Source organism: Kitasatospora sp. LaBMicrA B282 (genome assembly GCF_050325825.1).
Classification (GTDB): domain Bacteria; phylum Actinomycetota; class Actinomycetes; order Streptomycetales; family Streptomycetaceae; genus Kitasatospora.
Genome location: NZ_JBNQTI010000086.1, coordinates 19,687 through 35,298, shown reverse-complemented (window position 1 = coordinate 35,298; position 15,612 = coordinate 19,687). Strand labels below are relative to the sequence as shown.

Here is a 15,612-nt window from a genome sequence, read left to right as displayed (position 1 = left end):
GCCCGAGGCGGCGGTCGCCGCCCTGGCGCCGCTGGTCGCGGCGGCCGCCGCGGCCGCCGGCTCCTCGATCGGCGCGCTGCCCGTCGAGCACGTGCAGGCCTGCCTGGCCAACGCCGACCTGCCGGTGGAGGAGCAGCGGCTGGAGCAGGCGCTGGCCGCGCACGGCTGGGGCCGCACGGTCGCCGTCGCCAACGACACCTTCGGACTGCTCCGGGCCGGCACCGACCGCCCGTTCGGCGTGGCCGTGGTCTGCGGCGCCGGGATCAACTGCGCGGGCCTGCTGCCGGACGGCCGCACCGCGCGCTTCCCCGCACTGGGCCAGCTCACCGGCGACTGGGGCGGCGGCCAGGGGCTGGCCGCCGAGGCCATGTGGCACGCCGCCCGGGCGGAGGACGGGCGCGGCCCGGCCACCGCGCTGGCCGCCGCGATCGCCGGCCACTTCGGGCAGCGCAGCGCCACAGCGGTGGCCGAGGCGATGCACCTGGCCGAACTGCCCCGGGAACGGCTCCACGAGGTGGTGCCGCTGATCTTCGCCTGTGCCGAGCAGGACGACCCCGCGGCCCTGGCGCTGATCGACCGCCAGGCCGACGAGATCGCCCGGCTGGCCACGGTCGCGCTCACCCGGCTGGACCTGCTGGACACCCCGGTCCCGCTGGTGCTCGGCGGCGGGGTACTGGCGGCCGGGCACCCGCTGCTGCTGGACAACCTGGCCGCCCGGCTGCACGGCACCGCCCCGCAGGCCCGCCCCCGGATCGTCACCGCCCCGCCGGTCCTGGGCGCGGCCCTGCTCGGCCTCGACCACCTGGCCACCGCCGGCCTCGGCGGCGGACCGGCGGCCCAGCACCGCCTGCGCGCCACGTACGGCGGCGCGAGCCCGGTGGCGGCGTAGGAGGAGGGGGCGGAGTCTGCCCCGCTCGGCGGCCTCCCCCCTGCTCCCCCTCTCCCCTCCTCCCCTTCTCCCTTGCCCCCTGTACCTACTGGTATGTACGCTTCCTCGTATGACCACCACCGACCGCGCGAGCGCCGCGGAACGCCTGATCGAGAGCACCCGCGAGCTGCTCTGGGAGCGCGGCTACGTCGGCACCAGCCCGAAGGCGATCCAGCAGCGCTCCGGGGTCGGCCAGGGCAGTATGTACCACCACTTCGACGGCAAGCCGGACCTGGCGCTGGCCGCGATCTCCCGCACCGCGGCCGAACTGCGCACCAAGGGCGAGGCCCAACTGGACGCACCCGGCACCGCACTGGACCGGATCACCGCCTACCTGCGCCGCGAGCGCGACGTGCTCAAGGGCTGCCCGGTCGGCCGGCTCACCCAGGACCCCGAAGTGATGGCCGACCCGACGCTGCGCCGGCCGGTCGAGGAGACCTTCGACTGGCTGCGCGGCCGCTTCACCGACCTGCTCGCCGAGGGCCGCGCCGCCGGGGAGTTCACCCCCGCCCTGGACCCGGCGGCCACCGCCGCCACCATCGTCGCCGTCCTCCAGGGCGGCTACGTGCTGGCCCGCGCGGCCGACGAGACCGCGCCCTTCACCGCCGCCGTCGACGGCGTGCTCGGCCTGCTCGCCGCCGCCGGCCCCACCGCCGAGCGACGGAGCTGAGCCGGTGCAGGCGATGCAGTACTCGTTGACCCTGCCCGCCGACTACGACATGGCCGCCTTCCGGGAGCGGATCCTCGGCATCCGGCACGTCTACGACGACCTGCCGGGCCTCGGCCTCAAGGCCTACCTCTGGCGCGAACGCGGCGTGGCCGGCTCACCGGTCAACCAGTACGCGCTCTTCTACCTCTGGCACGACGCGGCCGCGATGGCCCACTTCCTGACGAGCGCCGACCGCTTCGGCCGGATCGCCGACTTCGCCGGCCGGATCCCGGTCCACTCCTGGACCAGCCTGGCCACCACCGCCGGCCCCGCCCGCACCGCACAGCCCACCACCGCCGCCCGCCGGGTGATCCCCTTCCCACCCGCCACCGACGGCACCGACGGCCAGGCCCTGATCGACCGCGAACTCGCCGCCCTGGCCGACCTGGCCGGCCACCCCACCCTGCACACCGCCGCCCTCGTCCTCGACCCGCACACCTGGCACCTGGTCCGCTTCACCCTCTGGTCCACCCCGGTCCCGCCCGAGGAGGCGGCCACCGCCGAGTGCTTCGAGGTGCTCCACGTCTCCACCCCGGACCTGGACGCCCTGCCGGAGGGCCGGGCCTGGTGACAGCGGTCCGGATCACGTCCAGCCGTACAGCATGACCGGATCGACGAGCCGGATGTCGCCGGACGCAGCCGCGGCCAGCCGGGCCTTGTCGTTGAATCCGGCGCCGCGCCGGGCTGGTCATCGGTGATGGACCGGGTCAGGGCCGCCCACTCGTACTCGCGGTCGAACATCTCGGTGGGTTGGTCCACAATCACTTCCCGCACCCGGAAATATAGGGTTCTACTTCTATAAAGCATGCCCCTATATCACTGCCCGGGGCGGACCGATGGCACGATGCCACGGGCTTTGCCGCGCCGGCGTCAGTGGCGGGGCAGGCGGACCGTGAAGAGTTGTCCGCCCGGGTCCGGGGTGAGGGTGGGGGTGAGGACGGTCGGGTCCAGGCCGAGGGCCAGGGTGTGGCCGGTGGCGTCGATGGAGGTTGCGATGCCGGCGGTGGCGGTGGCCGAGCCGGCGGGGAGTTGGTAGATCCGGTCGGTGGTGGCGGTGTGCAGGTCGTAGCGGTAGAAGGAGAGCGCCTGGGTGGCGCCGCCGGGGAGCAGGTTGTCGGCGGTGGAGGAGAAGTAGGCGTAGTGGCCGTCGGCGGTCAGGCCGATCTCGTCGGCGTCCCGGTCGCCCGCGGCGGCCACCGTGGTGGTGCCGGTGCGCAGGTCGCGGACCAGGACCTGGCTGGGGGCGCGGAAGTCGTTGTCCAGGGAGGTGAAGACCAGGTAGCGGCCGTCGGCGCTGAGCGAGCCTCGGGTGGCTGCGGCCACCGTGCCGTCGGGTTCGACGCTGGCCACGGTGGTCGCGCCGGTACGCAGGTCGTGCAGGTAGTAGGGGTAGAAGCGGGGCAGTCGGATGTCCTGCGGCGCGGCCGGGGTCGGGGTCGGGGTCGGCGTGGGTCCGCCGAGGGTCCAGTCCCGGGAGTTGAAGATGACCCGGGAGCCGTCGGCGCTGATCTGCGGGCGGAACGAGGAGAGGGTGGCCTGACCGCCGTCGCTGTGCACCGAGACCCGCACGGTTGTGCCGGTGCAGCGGTCGAACACGAAGACGTCCTGCACCTGGTTGGTGTCCCCCGGCACCAGGTCGGCGCGGCTGGAGCCGTAGGCGACGTACCGGCCGTCGGCGCTGATGCTCGGCTGGGCGCTGTCGCCGACCTCCGGCTTGCTGCGGTCGCCGGCGCTGACCAGTCGGGTGCGGCCGGTGCGAAGGTCGTGCAGGTAGACGTTGGAGACGCCCTTGGTGGTGCCGGGGACCAGGTCGTCGGCGTAGGAGGTGAAGGCGACGTAGCGGCCGTCGGCGCTGATGGAGCCGTCGTAGCTGATCCCGTCCGGCTGGGCGCCGGCGTCGGTCAGGTCGACCCGGACGATGCGGCCGGTGCGCAGGTCGCAGCGGTAGATCCCGCCCTGGCCGTTGTTGCCCTGCGGCGTGAGGTTGTCGGCGGGCGAGTCGAACAGCAGGTAGCGGCCGTCGGCGCTGAGCTGGTCGGGGTAGCTCGCCTTGTCGGGCTGCGCCCCGCCGGGTGCCAGGCAGACCTGGACGGCGGTGGGCGGCGCGGCGTCGGGCGCCGCCGCACCGGCGGGTGCCGCGCCGGCACCGGCGAGCACGGCGGCCGCGGCGCAGGCGCCCGCGGCGGTCAGGAGTTTGGCACGGTCGAGTCCGAGCATGGTTCCCCTCCCAGGTGGCCGCCCCCGGGCGGCCGACGGATGTACGGACTGACGGACGTACGGACCTACGGACTGACGGGCGAACGCCACGAGCCAACCGGCCGCCGGGGAGCGCGTCAACCGGGACGGGAACAATGTCGACACTTCGCCATTGGCTTGACAGAACGTCAGACTGCCTAGTGGAAGCCGGAGTTCAGGCGGCGCCCGTCACTTCTGCTCCCGCTCCCGCTGCCGGCGGCGCCAGGCCCAGACGCCGATCGCCAGTAGCACCAGCGCGCCGACCACCACCGCGAGCACCGTGCCCACCAGGTGCTCCACCCGGGCGTAGGCGGTGCCGGCGGCGAAGCCGAGCAGGGTGTAGCCGACGCCCCAGAGCAGGCCACCGGCGGCGTTGAACAGCAGGAACCGGCCGTAGGGCATCCGGGAGACGCCGGCCAGGGTGGGCACCAGGGCCCGGAAGAGCGCGACGAAGCGGCCGAAGAAGACCGCCGCCGGGCCCCTGTCGCGGATGAACGCCCGGGCCCGGTCCAGCTTGCCCTGGTGCCGCACCGCGGGACGGCTGGCCAGCAGCTTCGGCCCGAAGTACCGCCCCACCGCGTACCCGGCGGTGTCCCCCAGCACCGCCGCGAGCACCACCACCGCCATCAGCACCGGCAGGCTCACCCCGCGGTGCGCGGCCGCGATGGTGCCGCCGAGCACCGCCGCGGTCTCGCCGGGCAGCACGAAGCCGACGAAGAGCGCGTCCTCGGCGAAGACCAGTGCGGCCACCACCGCGTACACCACGGGGCCGGAGAGCCCGCCGAGCCAGTGGGTGATCGAGCCCAAGGCGGCCGCTCCTTTCGCCGGACCCCCACCCCTCCACGGTAGCGGCGGCCCACCCGCGCACCAGCCGGGCGGGCCCCGCCCGCCGCACCCCTCGACCACCGGGGCTGCGGGCTCCGACCACCGGCCACTACCGGAGCGGCGAGATCCGCAGCTCCCGGGCGGTCGCCTCGGCGAGCAGCGGGTACGGCGCCTCGACCGGCAACAGCGCAGCGGCCGCGGCCCGGTCGCCGGCCCGGACCAGCCGGCCCACCTCGTGGGCGAGCGGCGTCACGTCGTGCACCGCGCGCAGCCAGTGGTCCGCGTAGTCGCGGGTGGCCCGGCCGGCCAGGCCCAGCTGGAGCGAGCGGTAGGGCAGCGGATTGAAGTCCAGGTCCCGCTCGGGGTCCCACTGCACCCGGACCGTGCTCTCCTTCAGCTGCCGCGCCCAGGTCGCCCGGTCGGGGTGCACGTCGCGGTCGTAGTGCGAGAGCACCGCCTGCGCCAGCGCCTCCTCGAAGCCGGCCCGGCTGATCTCCAGGGCCAGCACCACCTCCTGGCCCTCCTTGGCGGCGTACCCGCAGCGGTACATCATCCAGCGGAAGCTCGGCTTGATCCAGGTCATCCGGCTGCGGCTCCAGGCCTCCGGGAACGCCTGGTCCCGGACGGTGGGCAGCCCGATCTCCGGCCGGTAGGCCTGGTAGACCGTCACGGTCTCTGCCGTGTGGGCCGCGCGGATCTGGCGCAGCGGCGGGGTGCCGGAGTCGGCGGCGGAGTCGAACGCCGGGTCGGCGGCGATGGGGTTCGGGTTCTGCACGGGGTCAGTCTGCCCGGACCGGCGCCCGCGGCGCGCCAGGTTTTCACGGGGTCCCCCGCCCGCCCCCACCAGGGCCGGAGTTGGGGTGAACTTGGGCTCCCCATGGGACATCGGGAATCTCCACGTGATGCCCCCGTTGCGTAGCCGAGACCTTGGGCGCGACGGCTTGTTAGGTGAGCCTTGCCTGCCTTACTGTCTGCGGTCGAGACCCTCCTCCCGACCCCACCGGAGCCTTCATGTCCAGCGGCCAGATCACCCTCCTCGGGGCCATCGCTGGTTTCACCATCTACCTCGGCCTGCCGATCGGACGGCTCCGCAACCCGGCGCCCCGCCTGCGGGCCGGCCTGAACGCCCTGGCCATCGGCATCCTGATCTTCCTGGTCTGGGACGTGCTGACGCACGCCTGGGACCCGACCGACGCCGCCCTGACCGACAAGCACTGGGGCACCGCGGTCAGCGGCGCCCTGGTGCTGGCCGCCGGGCTCGGCGTGGGCCTGGTCGGACTGGTCTACTACGACCGCTGGAACGCCCGGCGCCGGGCCAAGGCGGCGGGCGCCGAGGGCGGCAAGGCCGGCGCGGCCGAGCTGGCGATGATGATCGCGGTCGGCATCGGCCTGCACAACTTCGCCGAGGGCCTGGCGATCGGCAACTCCGCCGCCCGCGGCGAGATCTCGCTGGCCGTGCTGCTGATCATCGGCTTCGGCCTGCACAACGCCACCGAGGGCTTCGGCATCGTCGCGCCGCTGGCCGCCGAGGGCACCCGGCCGTCCTGGGGCAGCCTCGGCCTGCTCGGCCTGATCGGCGGCGGCCCGACCTTCGCCGGCACCCTGGTCGGCCAGCACCTGGTGAACGACAAGCTGAGCATCGCCTTCCTGGGCCTGGCGGCCGGCTCGATCCTCTACGTCGTCATCGAGTTGCTCTCGGTGGCCCGCCGGGCCAACATGAAGGAGCTGACCACCTGGCTGATCCTGGCCGGCGTGCTGCTCGGCTTCGCCACCGACGCGGTGGTCACCGCCGGCGGGGCGTGATCGACCGCGGGGCGTGATCGACCGCGGGACCGCACGCGAGTCCGAACGCGGGACCGCACGCAGGACCCGATGCTTGAGGGGGGCGCCGATTCGGCGCCCCCTCAAGCGTTCCCGCGTCAGTCGATCTCGTCCGCCGGTCGCAGCACCCGGCCCGGCACCGGCGAGGAGAGCAGCACCGAGGTGGTGGTGCGCCCGAGCGAGGAGAGCCGCTCCAGCAGCTCCTCCAGGTGCCCGGTGTCCCGCACCGCGATCCGCAGCAGCCAGCAGTCCTCGCCGACCACGTGGTGCACCTCCAGCACCTCCGGGCGGTCGATCAGCTCCTGGGTGCGGAAGTGGCACAGGGTCAGGCCGCCGTGCGGGGCGAGCCGGACGTAGGCCTGGATCGCGTAGCCGAGCAGCGCGGGCGCGACGGTGGCGGCGTACCCGGTGATCACCCCGCGCTGCTCCAGCCGCCGGATCCGCTCGCCGACCGCCGCCGGGCTCATCCGCACCCGCCGCCCCAGCTCGCTGAGGGTGATCCGCCCCTCGGTCTGGACCAGCGCGAGCAGCTTCCGGTCGACCTGGTCGAGGCCCGCCGCGGAATCCTCGGCCGCGGGCCGCGAACGGCCGTGATCTTTCGGCGTGACGGCCCGATCCCCCATGACTTCCCCTTCAACTAGCCCGCTGACCAGGCGAAACTTACACCAGCACGGAACGACGACAGGGGAGTTGGAGATGCCGACGGTGTGCGTGATCGGCGGCAGCCGGTACTTCGGCCGGCGGTTGCTGGAGCGGCTGCGGGACGCCGGCTGGGCGGTCACCGTGGTCAACCGCGGCTCGGCGGCGGCGCCGCCCGGGGTCGAGCAGCTGACCGCGGACCGGAACGACGAGGCGGCGCTGACCGCCGCGCTCGGCGACCGCCGGTTCGACGTGGTGATCGACCAGGTCTGTTCGGACCCGACCACGGCGGCGCTGGCCCACCGGGTCTTCGCCGGCCGCACCGGGCGCTACGTGCTGACCTCCAGCGTCGAGGTGTACAGCGCGCTGGACGCGGCCGACCCGCTGCCCGAGGAGGCCTTCGACGCCGCCCGCCACCCGCTCACCTTCGAGCTGCCCGCCGACCCGGCGGCCGCCTACGCCGAGGGCAAACGGCAGGCCGAGGCGGTCTTCGCGCAGACGCCGGGCCTGCCGTACGTCGCGGTGCGCTGCGCCCACGTGCTCGGCGGCGGCGCGGCCGACTTCACCGGCCGGCTGGACCACTACCTGACCCGGCTGCGCACCAGTGCGCCGATCGCGGTGCACCCCGAGAGCCGGCCGGCCACCTTCATCGCGTACCAGGAGATCGCCGACTTCCTGCTCTGGGTGGCCGGGCAGGAGTTCACCGGCCCGGTCAACGCCTGCTCGCACGGCGAGCTGGACGTCACCGGGCTCTGCGCGCTGATCGGCGGCGAGCCGGTCTGGGCAGCAGCGGCGGCGGCAACGGGCGGCGCCTCACCGTTCTCCTTCGAGCGGCACTACGCGATGGACAACGCCCGGGCCGAGCGGCTCGGCTACCGCTTCGGCACGGTCACCGACTGGCTGCCCGGCGTGCTCGCGCAGGCCCGCGCCGCGCACTGAGACGCCGGCCGGCCGCACGCCACCCGATGCGCCGTCAGCGCTCGCCGAGCTCGGCGTGCACCCAGGCCGCCAGGTGCCGGGCGCAGTCGTCCACCGAGTCCCGCCAGGCCCGGTCCGCGCCCTCGCCGGCCTGGTCGCTGACGTACTTGACCAGCCGCACCGGCACCCCGACCCGCTGCGCCACACTGGCCAGCGCGTAGCCCTCCATGTCCACCAGGTCGGCCAGCTCGGCCAGCCGCGCCCGGGCCCCCGGCTCGGAGACGAAGAGGTCGCCGGTGGCCAGGGTCAGCCCGGCCTCGGCCACGGTGAGCGGGCCGCCCTGGCTGCGGCCGGTGAGCGCGGCCAGCACCGAGGTGTCCAGGTCGTGCTCCAGCACGGTGGCGACCTGGTGGATCTTCCCGTCCAGCCCCGCGCGCAGCGCGCCGGCGGTGCCCAGGTTGACCACCTCGGTCGGGCGCGGACCGCTCGCCAGCACGGTGGCCAGCGCGGCCGCGGCGTTCACCTTGCCGATGCCGGTGAGCAGCACCGGCAGGTCGGTGCCGAGGTGGGCGGCCTCCTCCGGGACGGCCAGGACCAGGAGCGGGCGGTGCGGGGCGACGGTTCCGATCAGCTGCATGCGGTGATCGTAGCCGCGGCCGCGGTGCGGCGGTCGAACCGCCGTTCAGCCGCCGAAACGCCCTTCGGCCGTCGAAGCGCCATTCGGTCGGCGAGTCGCCGTTCAGCCGCCGAAGCGGTGCTTCAGGTTGGGGTCGTCCAGCCACCAGGGGCGCAGGCCGACCTCCGCCTCGACCGGCGCGGCACCCTCGGCGCCCTCGCCGTCCGCCGCGCCCGGCTCGCCCACGGTGGCCGCAGTGGCCGCGGCCTTGGCCGCCGCGGCCGCGAACTGCGCGTCCAGTGCGGCGTCCACCGCGGCCGTCTCGGCGCGCCCCTCCACGATCATCCGACGGATCAGCGCGCACAGGAACGGCAGGCCGACCAGGTCGCCCAGCACCCAGAGGCTGTTGCCGCCCCAGGTCTGGTCCTGCGCGATGCTCGGGCCCCAGGGCCGGCCCAGCGCCACGTAGTAGTGCTCGGCGACGATGTGACCGCCGTAGATCAGCACGATGCCGAGCGCCGCGTCGAAGATCACCTCGGCGAAGGTGATGAAGAGGCCGAGCAGGTGCGGGTACTCGTGCCCGACCGGGTCCAGCTGCAGCCGCGGCCAGAAGTAGGCCAGCCCGAGCAGCACCAGCGAGACGTGCAGGCCGATGTTCCAGGCGCCGCTGCTCAGGCTCTTCTCGTACCAGGGGGTGAAGTAGAGCAGCCACGGCGGGGCCATCAGCAGGGCGGTGGAGACCGCCGGGAACATCAGCAGCTTGGACGGCCGGCTGCGCAGCGCCCGGAGGATCCGCTCCCGGCGGGCCGGCGGTGCGGCCTCCACCAGCAGCGAGACCGGCGCGCCGAGCGCGATCAGCAGCGGGACCAGCATCAGCAGCAGGACCACCTGCACCGCGCGGTCGGTGAACAGGATCCGCTCATACACCCCGATCCCCGAGCAGGTGACCCAGATCCACAGCAGCAGGCCGCCGAAGAAGGCCAGCGTGCGGGTGGGCTGCCAGCGCTGCCCGGACCGGGCCAGGGTGCGCAGACCGAGCAGGTAGCCGCCGCCGAGCAGGGCGCAGAGCGCCAGCACCACCGGCTCGGCGGTCCACGAGGTGGCCAGGTCGGACCACTGCCAGGCCGGCGGGCCGTGGTAGCCGGCGGCCTGGGCCAGCAGGACCGGGCTCATCTGTGCTGTGCTCTGCATCGTTCGCGCTCCATGCTCCGCCGGGTGCGGCGCCTACCGGGCCATCATGGCCGACGGGTAGTCGATCACCGGCAGCGGGGCACCGGCGCGCCGGGCGGCCGGCCGTCCGCGGAGGCGTCCCGTCACGGAACCGCATTAAGGTGCACTCGCGTCTTGGCGCAAGTCACGTGTGGCCGTCGGAGCCGGTGGCCATACTGCTGGCAGTTGGGCGATCCCGACCGTCGGGGCGCCTCGGGGAGGGTGGGGCGGGGTGGCGACTCACGTGTCGGCGGCGGTGCCGTCGGGGCCGGGCGGTGGGACACCGCCGGCGAATGCACAGCCGGTTCCACAGCCGACGGGTCCACAGCAACCGGGTTCACCGCCGACGGGTCCCGGGCGGTCCGCCTGGAGCCGCCGGCTCGAGCAGTGGCGGGCCGCGGCCCGCACCGTGCCCGGGCAGCTGCGGCTGACCGGCGTCGCGCTGGTGCTGCTGGTGCTCGGCTTCGGCGCGCTGACCGGCTGGCAGGTGGCCGACCGCAGCAGCGCCGCCGACCAGGTGCTGACGCACAGCCAGCCGCTCGACCAGACCGCGGCCCAGATCTACCGCTCGCTGGCGGACGCCGACACCACCGCCGCGCAGGGCTTCCTGCTGGCCGGCAACGAGCCGCAGGAACTGCAGCAGAAGTACCAGAAGGACCTGTCGGACGCCGCCCAGCTGCTCACCCGGGCCGCCGCCCAGAGCGTCGGCAACGACCAGGCGCAGACCAGCATCGAGCAGCTCAACCAGCAGCTGCCCGACTACGCCGGCCTGGTGGAGACCGCCAAGACCGACGACCGGCAGGGCCTGCCGCTCGGCGCCGCCTACCTGCGGTACGCCTCCAACGCGATGCAGACCCAGCTGCTGCCGACCGCGCAGCAGCTGGGCACCGCCGAACAGGGCCGGCTGGACCGCGACTACGGGGCCGCGCAGAGCACCCCGTGGGCGGCCTACGTGCTGGGGGCGCTGCTGCTGGCCGGCCTGGGCTGGGTGCAGCTGCGGCTGTTCCGGCGCACCAACCGGGTGTTCAACCCGGGCCTGCTGAGCGCCACCGCCGCGCTGCTGGCCACCCTGGCCTGGCTGACCGCCGGCGTGACGTCCGCCGACTCCGCGCTGGCGGACAGCAGGACGCACGGCGCGGCCCCGCTGGCCGTGCTGGACCAGGCCCAGCAGGCCTCGATCAAGGCCCGCACCGCGGAGAACCTCAACCTGGTGGCCCGCGGCGCCACCACCCAGTACGCGGACCAGTGGGGGACCGACGTCACGGCCGACTCGCAGGAGCTGGCCAGCGCCCAGCAGCTGGCGCCCGCCGGCGCGACCGAGGACCTGCAGCAGGCCCGCGACCAGTTCGCCCAGTGGACCAAGGACCACACGACCGCCGACAAGGCGAACAACAGCGGCGACTACGACACCGCGCTCAACGAGACCGTCGGCAGCGGCAACCCCAGCGCGGCACCGGACTACCAGGCGCTGGACGACGCCCTGACCAAGGCGGTGACGGTCGAGCAGGCCACCTTCCAGAGCGCGGCGCAGCGCGGCAAGGACGCCACCGGCACCGTGATCTGGGCCACCGGCGTGCTCAGCCTGCTCGGTGCGGCCGGGGTGGTGCTCGGGGTCGGCCGGCGCCTGGCGGAGTACCGGTGAGCGTATGGAAGGCATCAAGATCAGTGGGGGCGACCCACCTGCCGTGACCCGCTATCAGGCCGAGGGGTAGGTTCACCGCGGACCGATCAGAGCCGACCGGTCGCAGCCGGACCGGCTGCGACCACCGAACGAGGACCGAGGAGAGAAGGGCGTGGCGTTGACAGGATCCGCTGGCCCGGTGCTGAGCCGGGAGGAGGTGGACCGTGAGCTGGCCCGGCTGAGCGCCGAACGCGAGGCCGTGGAGTCGGCGCTGCTCGCGCTCCAGGACCACCCCGGCCGGCGCCTGCTGGAGGGCGCGGCCCTGTCCGGGCGCACCGAGGAGCGCTGGAAGGTGGCCGAGCAGGGCCTGGCCCTGCTCTGGTCGTTCTTCGACCGCTACTCGGAGGCGCTGGCCGCCGCGCGCGCCGTGCGTTCGCGCCGGGTGCGCCCCAGCACGCCGGAGCTGGCCGAGCTGACCGAGCTGCTGCGCGGCCCGGCGGTCACCGTCTCCGGCGGGCAGCTGCCGGACGCCGCGCTGCGGCTGACCGGGCCGGCCCGGCTGGTCGAGCAGATCAGCCTCGGCGACCTGCTGGACCGGATGAACCACTGGTACGCCACCGTGCTCGAGGTGGTCAGCGCGGCCGACGCGGTCTGGTCGGCGCTGCCCGCCCGGATCGACCTGCTGCTCGCCGAGCTGCGCCGGGTGGCCTCGCTGGCCGCCTCGGTCGGCGTGCGGGCCGGCCAGCACCCGCTCGGCGACGAGCTGCAGCTGCTGGAGCAGCAGCTGACCGCGCTGCGGGCCGAGGTGATCGCCGATCCGCTGGCGCTCTGGCGCCCGGCCCGGGTGCCGGCCCAGCGCGGCCGGGAGGGTGCGGGCAGCGTGGCCGCCGCCCAGGCGGCCGCGGCCGGCGAGGTGGACACCGAACGGTTCGACCATGCCGGGCGGGCCCTGGACGCGGTCCGGGTCGAGCTGGAGCAGCTGCTGCGGCTGCGCGACGAGGCGGACGAGCGGCTGCACCAGGTCGCCGACCTGCTGCGGCGCGCCGACGCCACGCTGGGCGAGGCCCGGCAGGCCCGCGGCGAGGTGTTGGCGAAGATCGCCGCCACCGAGGTACCGGCCGTGCCGGGGCCGCTGGCCGCGCTGCGCGACGGCGTGCACCAGGCGGCCGAGCTGCGGCAGAACGGGCTCTGGCACCGGCTGGCGCCGCTGCTGGACGCGCTCGAGGAGCAGGCCTCCCAGGAGCTGGCCCGGGCCCGGCAGTCGCTCACCGAGGTGACCGCGCCGCTCGCGGTGCGGGCCGAACTGCGCGGCCGGCTGGACGCCTACAAGGCGATGGCCGCCCGGCTCGGCGTGGCCGAGGACCCCGAGGTGATCGAGCGGTACGAGAAGGCCCGCTGGCTGCTGTGGAGCGCCCCGTGCGATCTGCGCGCGGCAGCGGCGGCGGTGGCGAGGTTCCAGCAGGCGCTTCGTCCGGCGGCAGGCCCGCGGGACGCGCGGGTACATGACGGACAGGGGGATTGAGGGCGATGGGCGAAGCGTGTGTGCGGCCGGACTGCTCCGGCGGCGTGATCGACGCTGACGGGTACTGCTCCGAGTGCGGGCTGGCCCCGGTGGCGGCGGCCGGCGGCACCGGTCAGGTGTCGACCGGTGCCCAGCCGGCGGGTGGTCAACTGGCGAGCGGTCAGTCGGCGGGCGGTCAGGCTCCGGGCCCCGGCAGTGCCTGCGGGCGCACCGGCTGCTCGGGGACGATCGACGCGGACGGCTTCTGCGACGAGTGCGGCCTGGCCCCGGAGGCCGGCGCAGGCACCGGCGGCGCCGCCACCGGGCAGGTCCCCGCGGCCCGGCAGGCCCCCGACTCCTCCTCGGTCCGCTCGGTGCCCTCCAGCCGCACCGGCTCGCGCTCGATGTCCGGGCGCTCCCGCTCGCACCGCTCCACCCGGACCGGCACCCGCGGCTCGGTCTCGGTGCGCAGCAGCAAGTCCACCGGCTCCACTGCCGGCCGGCCCCGGCTCGGCGCCGGTCTGGTCACGGTGCCGACCGTGCCGAAGGCCGATCCGGCCCAGGCGGTGCTGGCCAACCCCGAGGTGCCCGAGCGCAAGCGGTTCTGCTCCAGCTGCGAGAAGCCGGTGGGCCGGGAGAAGAACGGCCGCCCCGGCCGCCCGGACGGCTTCTGCACCAACTGCGGCACCGCCTACTCCTTCAGCCCCAAGCTGCAGCGCGGCGACCTGGTCGGCGGGCAGTACGAGGTGCTCGGCTGCCTGGCGCACGGCGGTCTGGGCTGGATCTACCTCGCGGTGGACCGTCGGGTCTCGGACCGCTGGGTGGTGCTCAAGGGCCTGCTGGACACCGGGGACGAGGACGCGCTGGCGGCGGCGATCGCCGAGCGGCGGTTCCTGGCCGAGGTGGACCACCCGAACATCGTCCGGATCATCAACTTCGTCGAGCACCCGGACCTGCGCAGCGGGTCGGTCGACGGCTACATCGTGATGGAGTACGTTGGCGGCAAGTCGCTCAAGGACATCGCCAACGAGCGCCGCACCCCGGACGGGCGGCGCGAGCCGCTGCCGGTGGAGCAGGCCATCGCCTACGCGCTGGAGGCGCTGCCGGCCCTCGGCTACCTGCACGGCCGCGGGCTGATCTACTGCGACTTCAAGATCGACAACGTGATCCAGAGCGAGGACTCGCTCAAGGTCATCGACATGGGCGCGGTGCGCCACGTCAACGACGACGGCGCGATCTACGGCACCGTCGGCTACCAGGCCCCGGAGATCGCCACCGACGGCCCCTCCGCCGCCTCCGACCTGTACACGGTGGCCCGCACCCTGGCCGTGCTCACCTTCGACTTCCAGGGCTACAACACCACCTGGGTGGACGAGCTGCCCGGCCCCGAGCAGGTGCCGGTCTTCGCCGAGTACGAGTCCTTCTACCGGGTGCTGGTCCGCGCCACCGACCCCGACCCGAGCCGCCGGTTCGGGTCCGCGGAGGAGATGGCCGACCAGCTGACCGGCGTGCTGCGGGAGATCCTGGCCCTCAAGGACGGCCGGCCCCGGCCCGCCCTGTCGACCCTGTTCGGCCCCGAACTGCGGGTGGTGGACACCGAGCTGGTCACCGACGGGAGCGCCCCGGCGCCCGGCGTGCCGAGCCTGGTGCCGCTGGACGCGGCCGCCGCCGCGCTCGCCCTGCCGGTCCCCCGGGTCGACCCGACCGACCCCAGCGCCGGCTTCCTGGCCGCCCTGATGGCCAACGACCCCGGCGACGTGCTCGCCGCGCTGCAGGGCGCCCCGGCCAACTCGGTCGAGTGCCGGCTGCGCGAGCTGCGGGCCCGGATCGAGCTGGGCGAGCACACCGCGGCCGAGCAGGCGCTGGCCGAGCTGCAGACCGACCACGGCGACGACTGGCGGGTGGTCTGGTACCGCGGGCTGTCCCAGCTGGCGGCCGCCGGCGCGGCCGGCACCGGCCAGGTCCGGGCGCTCACCGAGGCCGCCGCGGCGGCCTTCGACGCGATCTACGACGCCTTCCCGGGCGAGGCGGCCCCCAAGCTGGCCCTGGCCGTCTGTGCCGAACTGCTCGGCCAGCACGAGGACGCGGCCGAGTTCTACCGCCTGGTCTGGACCGCCGACCACGGCTACGTCAGCGCCGCCTTCGGCCTGGCCCGGGTCCACCTGGCCGCCGCCGACCGGCCGGCCGCGGTGGTCGCCCTGGAGTCGGTGCCGGAGACCTCCAGCCACTACACCGCCGCCCGGATCGCCGGGATCCGCGCCCGGCTGCGCCAGCAGAGCGGCGCCGAGCTGCACGGCGAGACGCTGAGCGCCAGCTCCGCCCAGCTCACCGCGCTCGGGCTGGACGACCGGCGGCGCGAGGAGCTCTCGGTGGAGGTGCTGCGGGCCGCGCTGGACTGGACCCTGTCCGGCCGCGCCGCCGGCGGCGGCCCGGTCGAAGTGCTCGGGCTGCCCCCGGCCGAACGCGACCTGCGGTTCGCCCTGGAACGCTCCTACCGGACGCTGGCCCGGCTGGCCGAGAAGTCCGAGGACCGGATCGAACTCGTCGAGCTGGCCAACCGCACCCGACCGCGGACGTGGGTGTGAGCCTG

At 74.7% G+C, this 15,612-nt stretch carries 14 protein-coding genes; 8 read left to right on the top strand and 6 right to left on the bottom strand.

Annotated elements, in window-relative coordinates; all coding sequences use genetic code 11:
• The 3 genes from ACQRUO_RS23055 to ACQRUO_RS23045 form a co-directional block, all read left to right on the top strand.
• On the top strand, positions 1-889 hold an 889-nt coding region (locus ACQRUO_RS23055; RefSeq protein WP_428317923.1), incomplete at its 5' end, for an N-acetylglucosamine kinase.
• Between the two features lie 109 nt (positions 890-998).
• Positions 999-1,598 (top strand): TetR/AcrR family transcriptional regulator, encoded by a 600-nt coding sequence (locus ACQRUO_RS23050; protein WP_428317922.1) that lies wholly within the window; start codon positions 999-1,001, stop codon positions 1,596-1,598.
• 13 nt (positions 1,599-1,611) lie between these two features.
• Positions 1,612-2,208 (top strand): DUF4865 family protein, encoded by a 597-nt coding sequence (locus ACQRUO_RS23045; protein WP_428317926.1) that lies wholly within the window; start codon positions 1,612-1,614, stop codon positions 2,206-2,208.
• A 299-nt stretch (positions 2,209-2,507) separates the two neighbouring features.
• Here ACQRUO_RS23045 and ACQRUO_RS23040 read toward each other — a convergent pair whose 3' ends face one another.
• The 3 genes from ACQRUO_RS23040 to ACQRUO_RS23030 all read right to left on the bottom strand — a co-directional run bounded on the left by ACQRUO_RS23040 (position 2,508) and on the right by ACQRUO_RS23030 (position 5,454).
• Positions 2,508-3,854: a hypothetical protein gene (locus ACQRUO_RS23040; protein ID WP_428317921.1), complete on the bottom strand. Its 1,347-nt coding sequence runs from the start codon at positions 3,852-3,854 to the stop codon at positions 2,508-2,510.
• 207 nt (positions 3,855-4,061) lie between these two features.
• Entirely contained in the window at positions 4,062-4,679 is a 618-nt protein-coding gene (locus tag ACQRUO_RS23035; protein WP_428317920.1) for a DedA family protein, read from the bottom strand.
• Between the two features lie 127 nt (positions 4,680-4,806).
• Positions 4,807-5,454 carry a DUF4291 domain-containing protein gene (locus tag ACQRUO_RS23030; protein ID WP_428317925.1) on the bottom strand — a complete coding sequence of 216 codons (648 nt, stop codon included), beginning with the start codon at positions 5,452-5,454 and terminating at the stop codon, positions 4,807-4,809.
• A gap of 254 nt (positions 5,455-5,708) precedes the next feature.
• Here ACQRUO_RS23030 and ACQRUO_RS23025 point away from each other — a divergent pair, with 254 nt between their 5' ends.
• Positions 5,709-6,500 (top strand): ZIP family metal transporter, encoded by a 792-nt coding sequence (locus ACQRUO_RS23025; protein WP_428317919.1) that lies wholly within the window; start codon positions 5,709-5,711, stop codon positions 6,498-6,500.
• A gap of 116 nt (positions 6,501-6,616) precedes the next feature.
• On the opposite strand, the gene ACQRUO_RS23020 is transcribed toward ACQRUO_RS23025, so the two are convergent.
• The gene (locus ACQRUO_RS23020; RefSeq protein WP_428317918.1) at positions 6,617-7,141 is read right to left on the bottom strand and encodes an Lrp/AsnC family transcriptional regulator; all 525 of its coding nucleotides are present in this window, start codon (positions 7,139-7,141) and stop codon (positions 6,617-6,619) included.
• A gap of 73 nt (positions 7,142-7,214) precedes the next feature.
• On the opposite strand from ACQRUO_RS23020, the gene ACQRUO_RS23015 reads away from it, so the two are divergent.
• Entirely contained in the window at positions 7,215-8,096 is an 882-nt protein-coding gene (locus tag ACQRUO_RS23015; protein WP_428317917.1) for an NAD-dependent epimerase/dehydratase family protein, read from the top strand.
• A 34-nt stretch (positions 8,097-8,130) separates the two neighbouring features.
• On the opposite strand, the gene ACQRUO_RS23010 is transcribed toward ACQRUO_RS23015, so the two are convergent.
• Both ACQRUO_RS23010 and ACQRUO_RS23005 read right to left on the bottom strand, forming a co-directional pair.
• Positions 8,131-8,712: a nucleosidase gene (locus ACQRUO_RS23010; protein ID WP_428317916.1), complete on the bottom strand. Its 582-nt coding sequence runs from the start codon at positions 8,710-8,712 to the stop codon at positions 8,131-8,133.
• 102 nt (positions 8,713-8,814) lie between these two features.
• A complete protein-coding gene (locus tag ACQRUO_RS23005; protein ID WP_428317915.1) occupies positions 8,815-9,882 on the bottom strand; it encodes a cytochrome c oxidase assembly protein in 1,068 nt (355 codons plus the stop codon).
• Between the two features lie 427 nt (positions 9,883-10,309).
• Between ACQRUO_RS23005 and ACQRUO_RS23000 the strand changes: the two genes are divergently transcribed.
• The 3 genes from ACQRUO_RS23000 (at position 10,310) to ACQRUO_RS22990 (ending at position 15,607) form a co-directional block, all read left to right on the top strand.
• A complete protein-coding gene (locus tag ACQRUO_RS23000; protein WP_428317914.1) occupies positions 10,310-11,542 on the top strand; it encodes a hypothetical protein in 1,233 nt (410 codons plus the stop codon).
• A 151-nt stretch (positions 11,543-11,693) separates the two neighbouring features.
• Positions 11,694-13,043: a hypothetical protein gene (locus ACQRUO_RS22995; protein ID WP_428317913.1), complete on the top strand. Its 1,350-nt coding sequence runs from the start codon at positions 11,694-11,696 to the stop codon at positions 13,041-13,043.
• A 5-nt stretch (positions 13,044-13,048) separates the two neighbouring features.
• The gene (locus ACQRUO_RS22990; protein ID WP_428317912.1) at positions 13,049-15,607 is read left to right on the top strand and encodes a tetratricopeptide repeat protein; all 2,559 of its coding nucleotides are present in this window, start codon (positions 13,049-13,051) and stop codon (positions 15,605-15,607) included.
• Positions 15,608-15,612 lie beyond the last annotated feature (5 nt).

Coding starts and splice junctions, on each gene's coding strand:
- ACQRUO_RS23040 (WP_428317921.1), bottom strand. CDS start 3,854: ATGCTCGGACTCGACCGTGCCAAACTCCTGACCGCCGCGGGCGCCTGC.
- ACQRUO_RS23015 (WP_428317917.1), top strand. CDS start 7,215: ATGCCGACGGTGTGCGTGATCGGCGGCAGCCGGTACTTCGGCCGGCGG.
- ACQRUO_RS23010 (WP_428317916.1), bottom strand. CDS start 8,712: ATGCAGCTGATCGGAACCGTCGCCCCGCACCGCCCGCTCCTGGTCCTG.
- ACQRUO_RS23050 (WP_428317922.1), top strand. CDS start 999: ATGACCACCACCGACCGCGCGAGCGCCGCGGAACGCCTGATCGAGAGC.
- ACQRUO_RS23025 (WP_428317919.1), top strand. CDS start 5,709: ATGTCCAGCGGCCAGATCACCCTCCTCGGGGCCATCGCTGGTTTCACC.
- ACQRUO_RS23020 (WP_428317918.1), bottom strand. CDS start 7,141: ATGGGGGATCGGGCCGTCACGCCGAAAGATCACGGCCGTTCGCGGCCC.
- ACQRUO_RS23005 (WP_428317915.1), bottom strand. CDS start 9,882: ATGCAGAGCACAGCACAGATGAGCCCGGTCCTGCTGGCCCAGGCCGCC.
- ACQRUO_RS22990 (WP_428317912.1), top strand. CDS start 13,049: ATGGGCGAAGCGTGTGTGCGGCCGGACTGCTCCGGCGGCGTGATCGAC.
- ACQRUO_RS23045 (WP_428317926.1), top strand. CDS start 1,612: ATGCAGTACTCGTTGACCCTGCCCGCCGACTACGACATGGCCGCCTTC.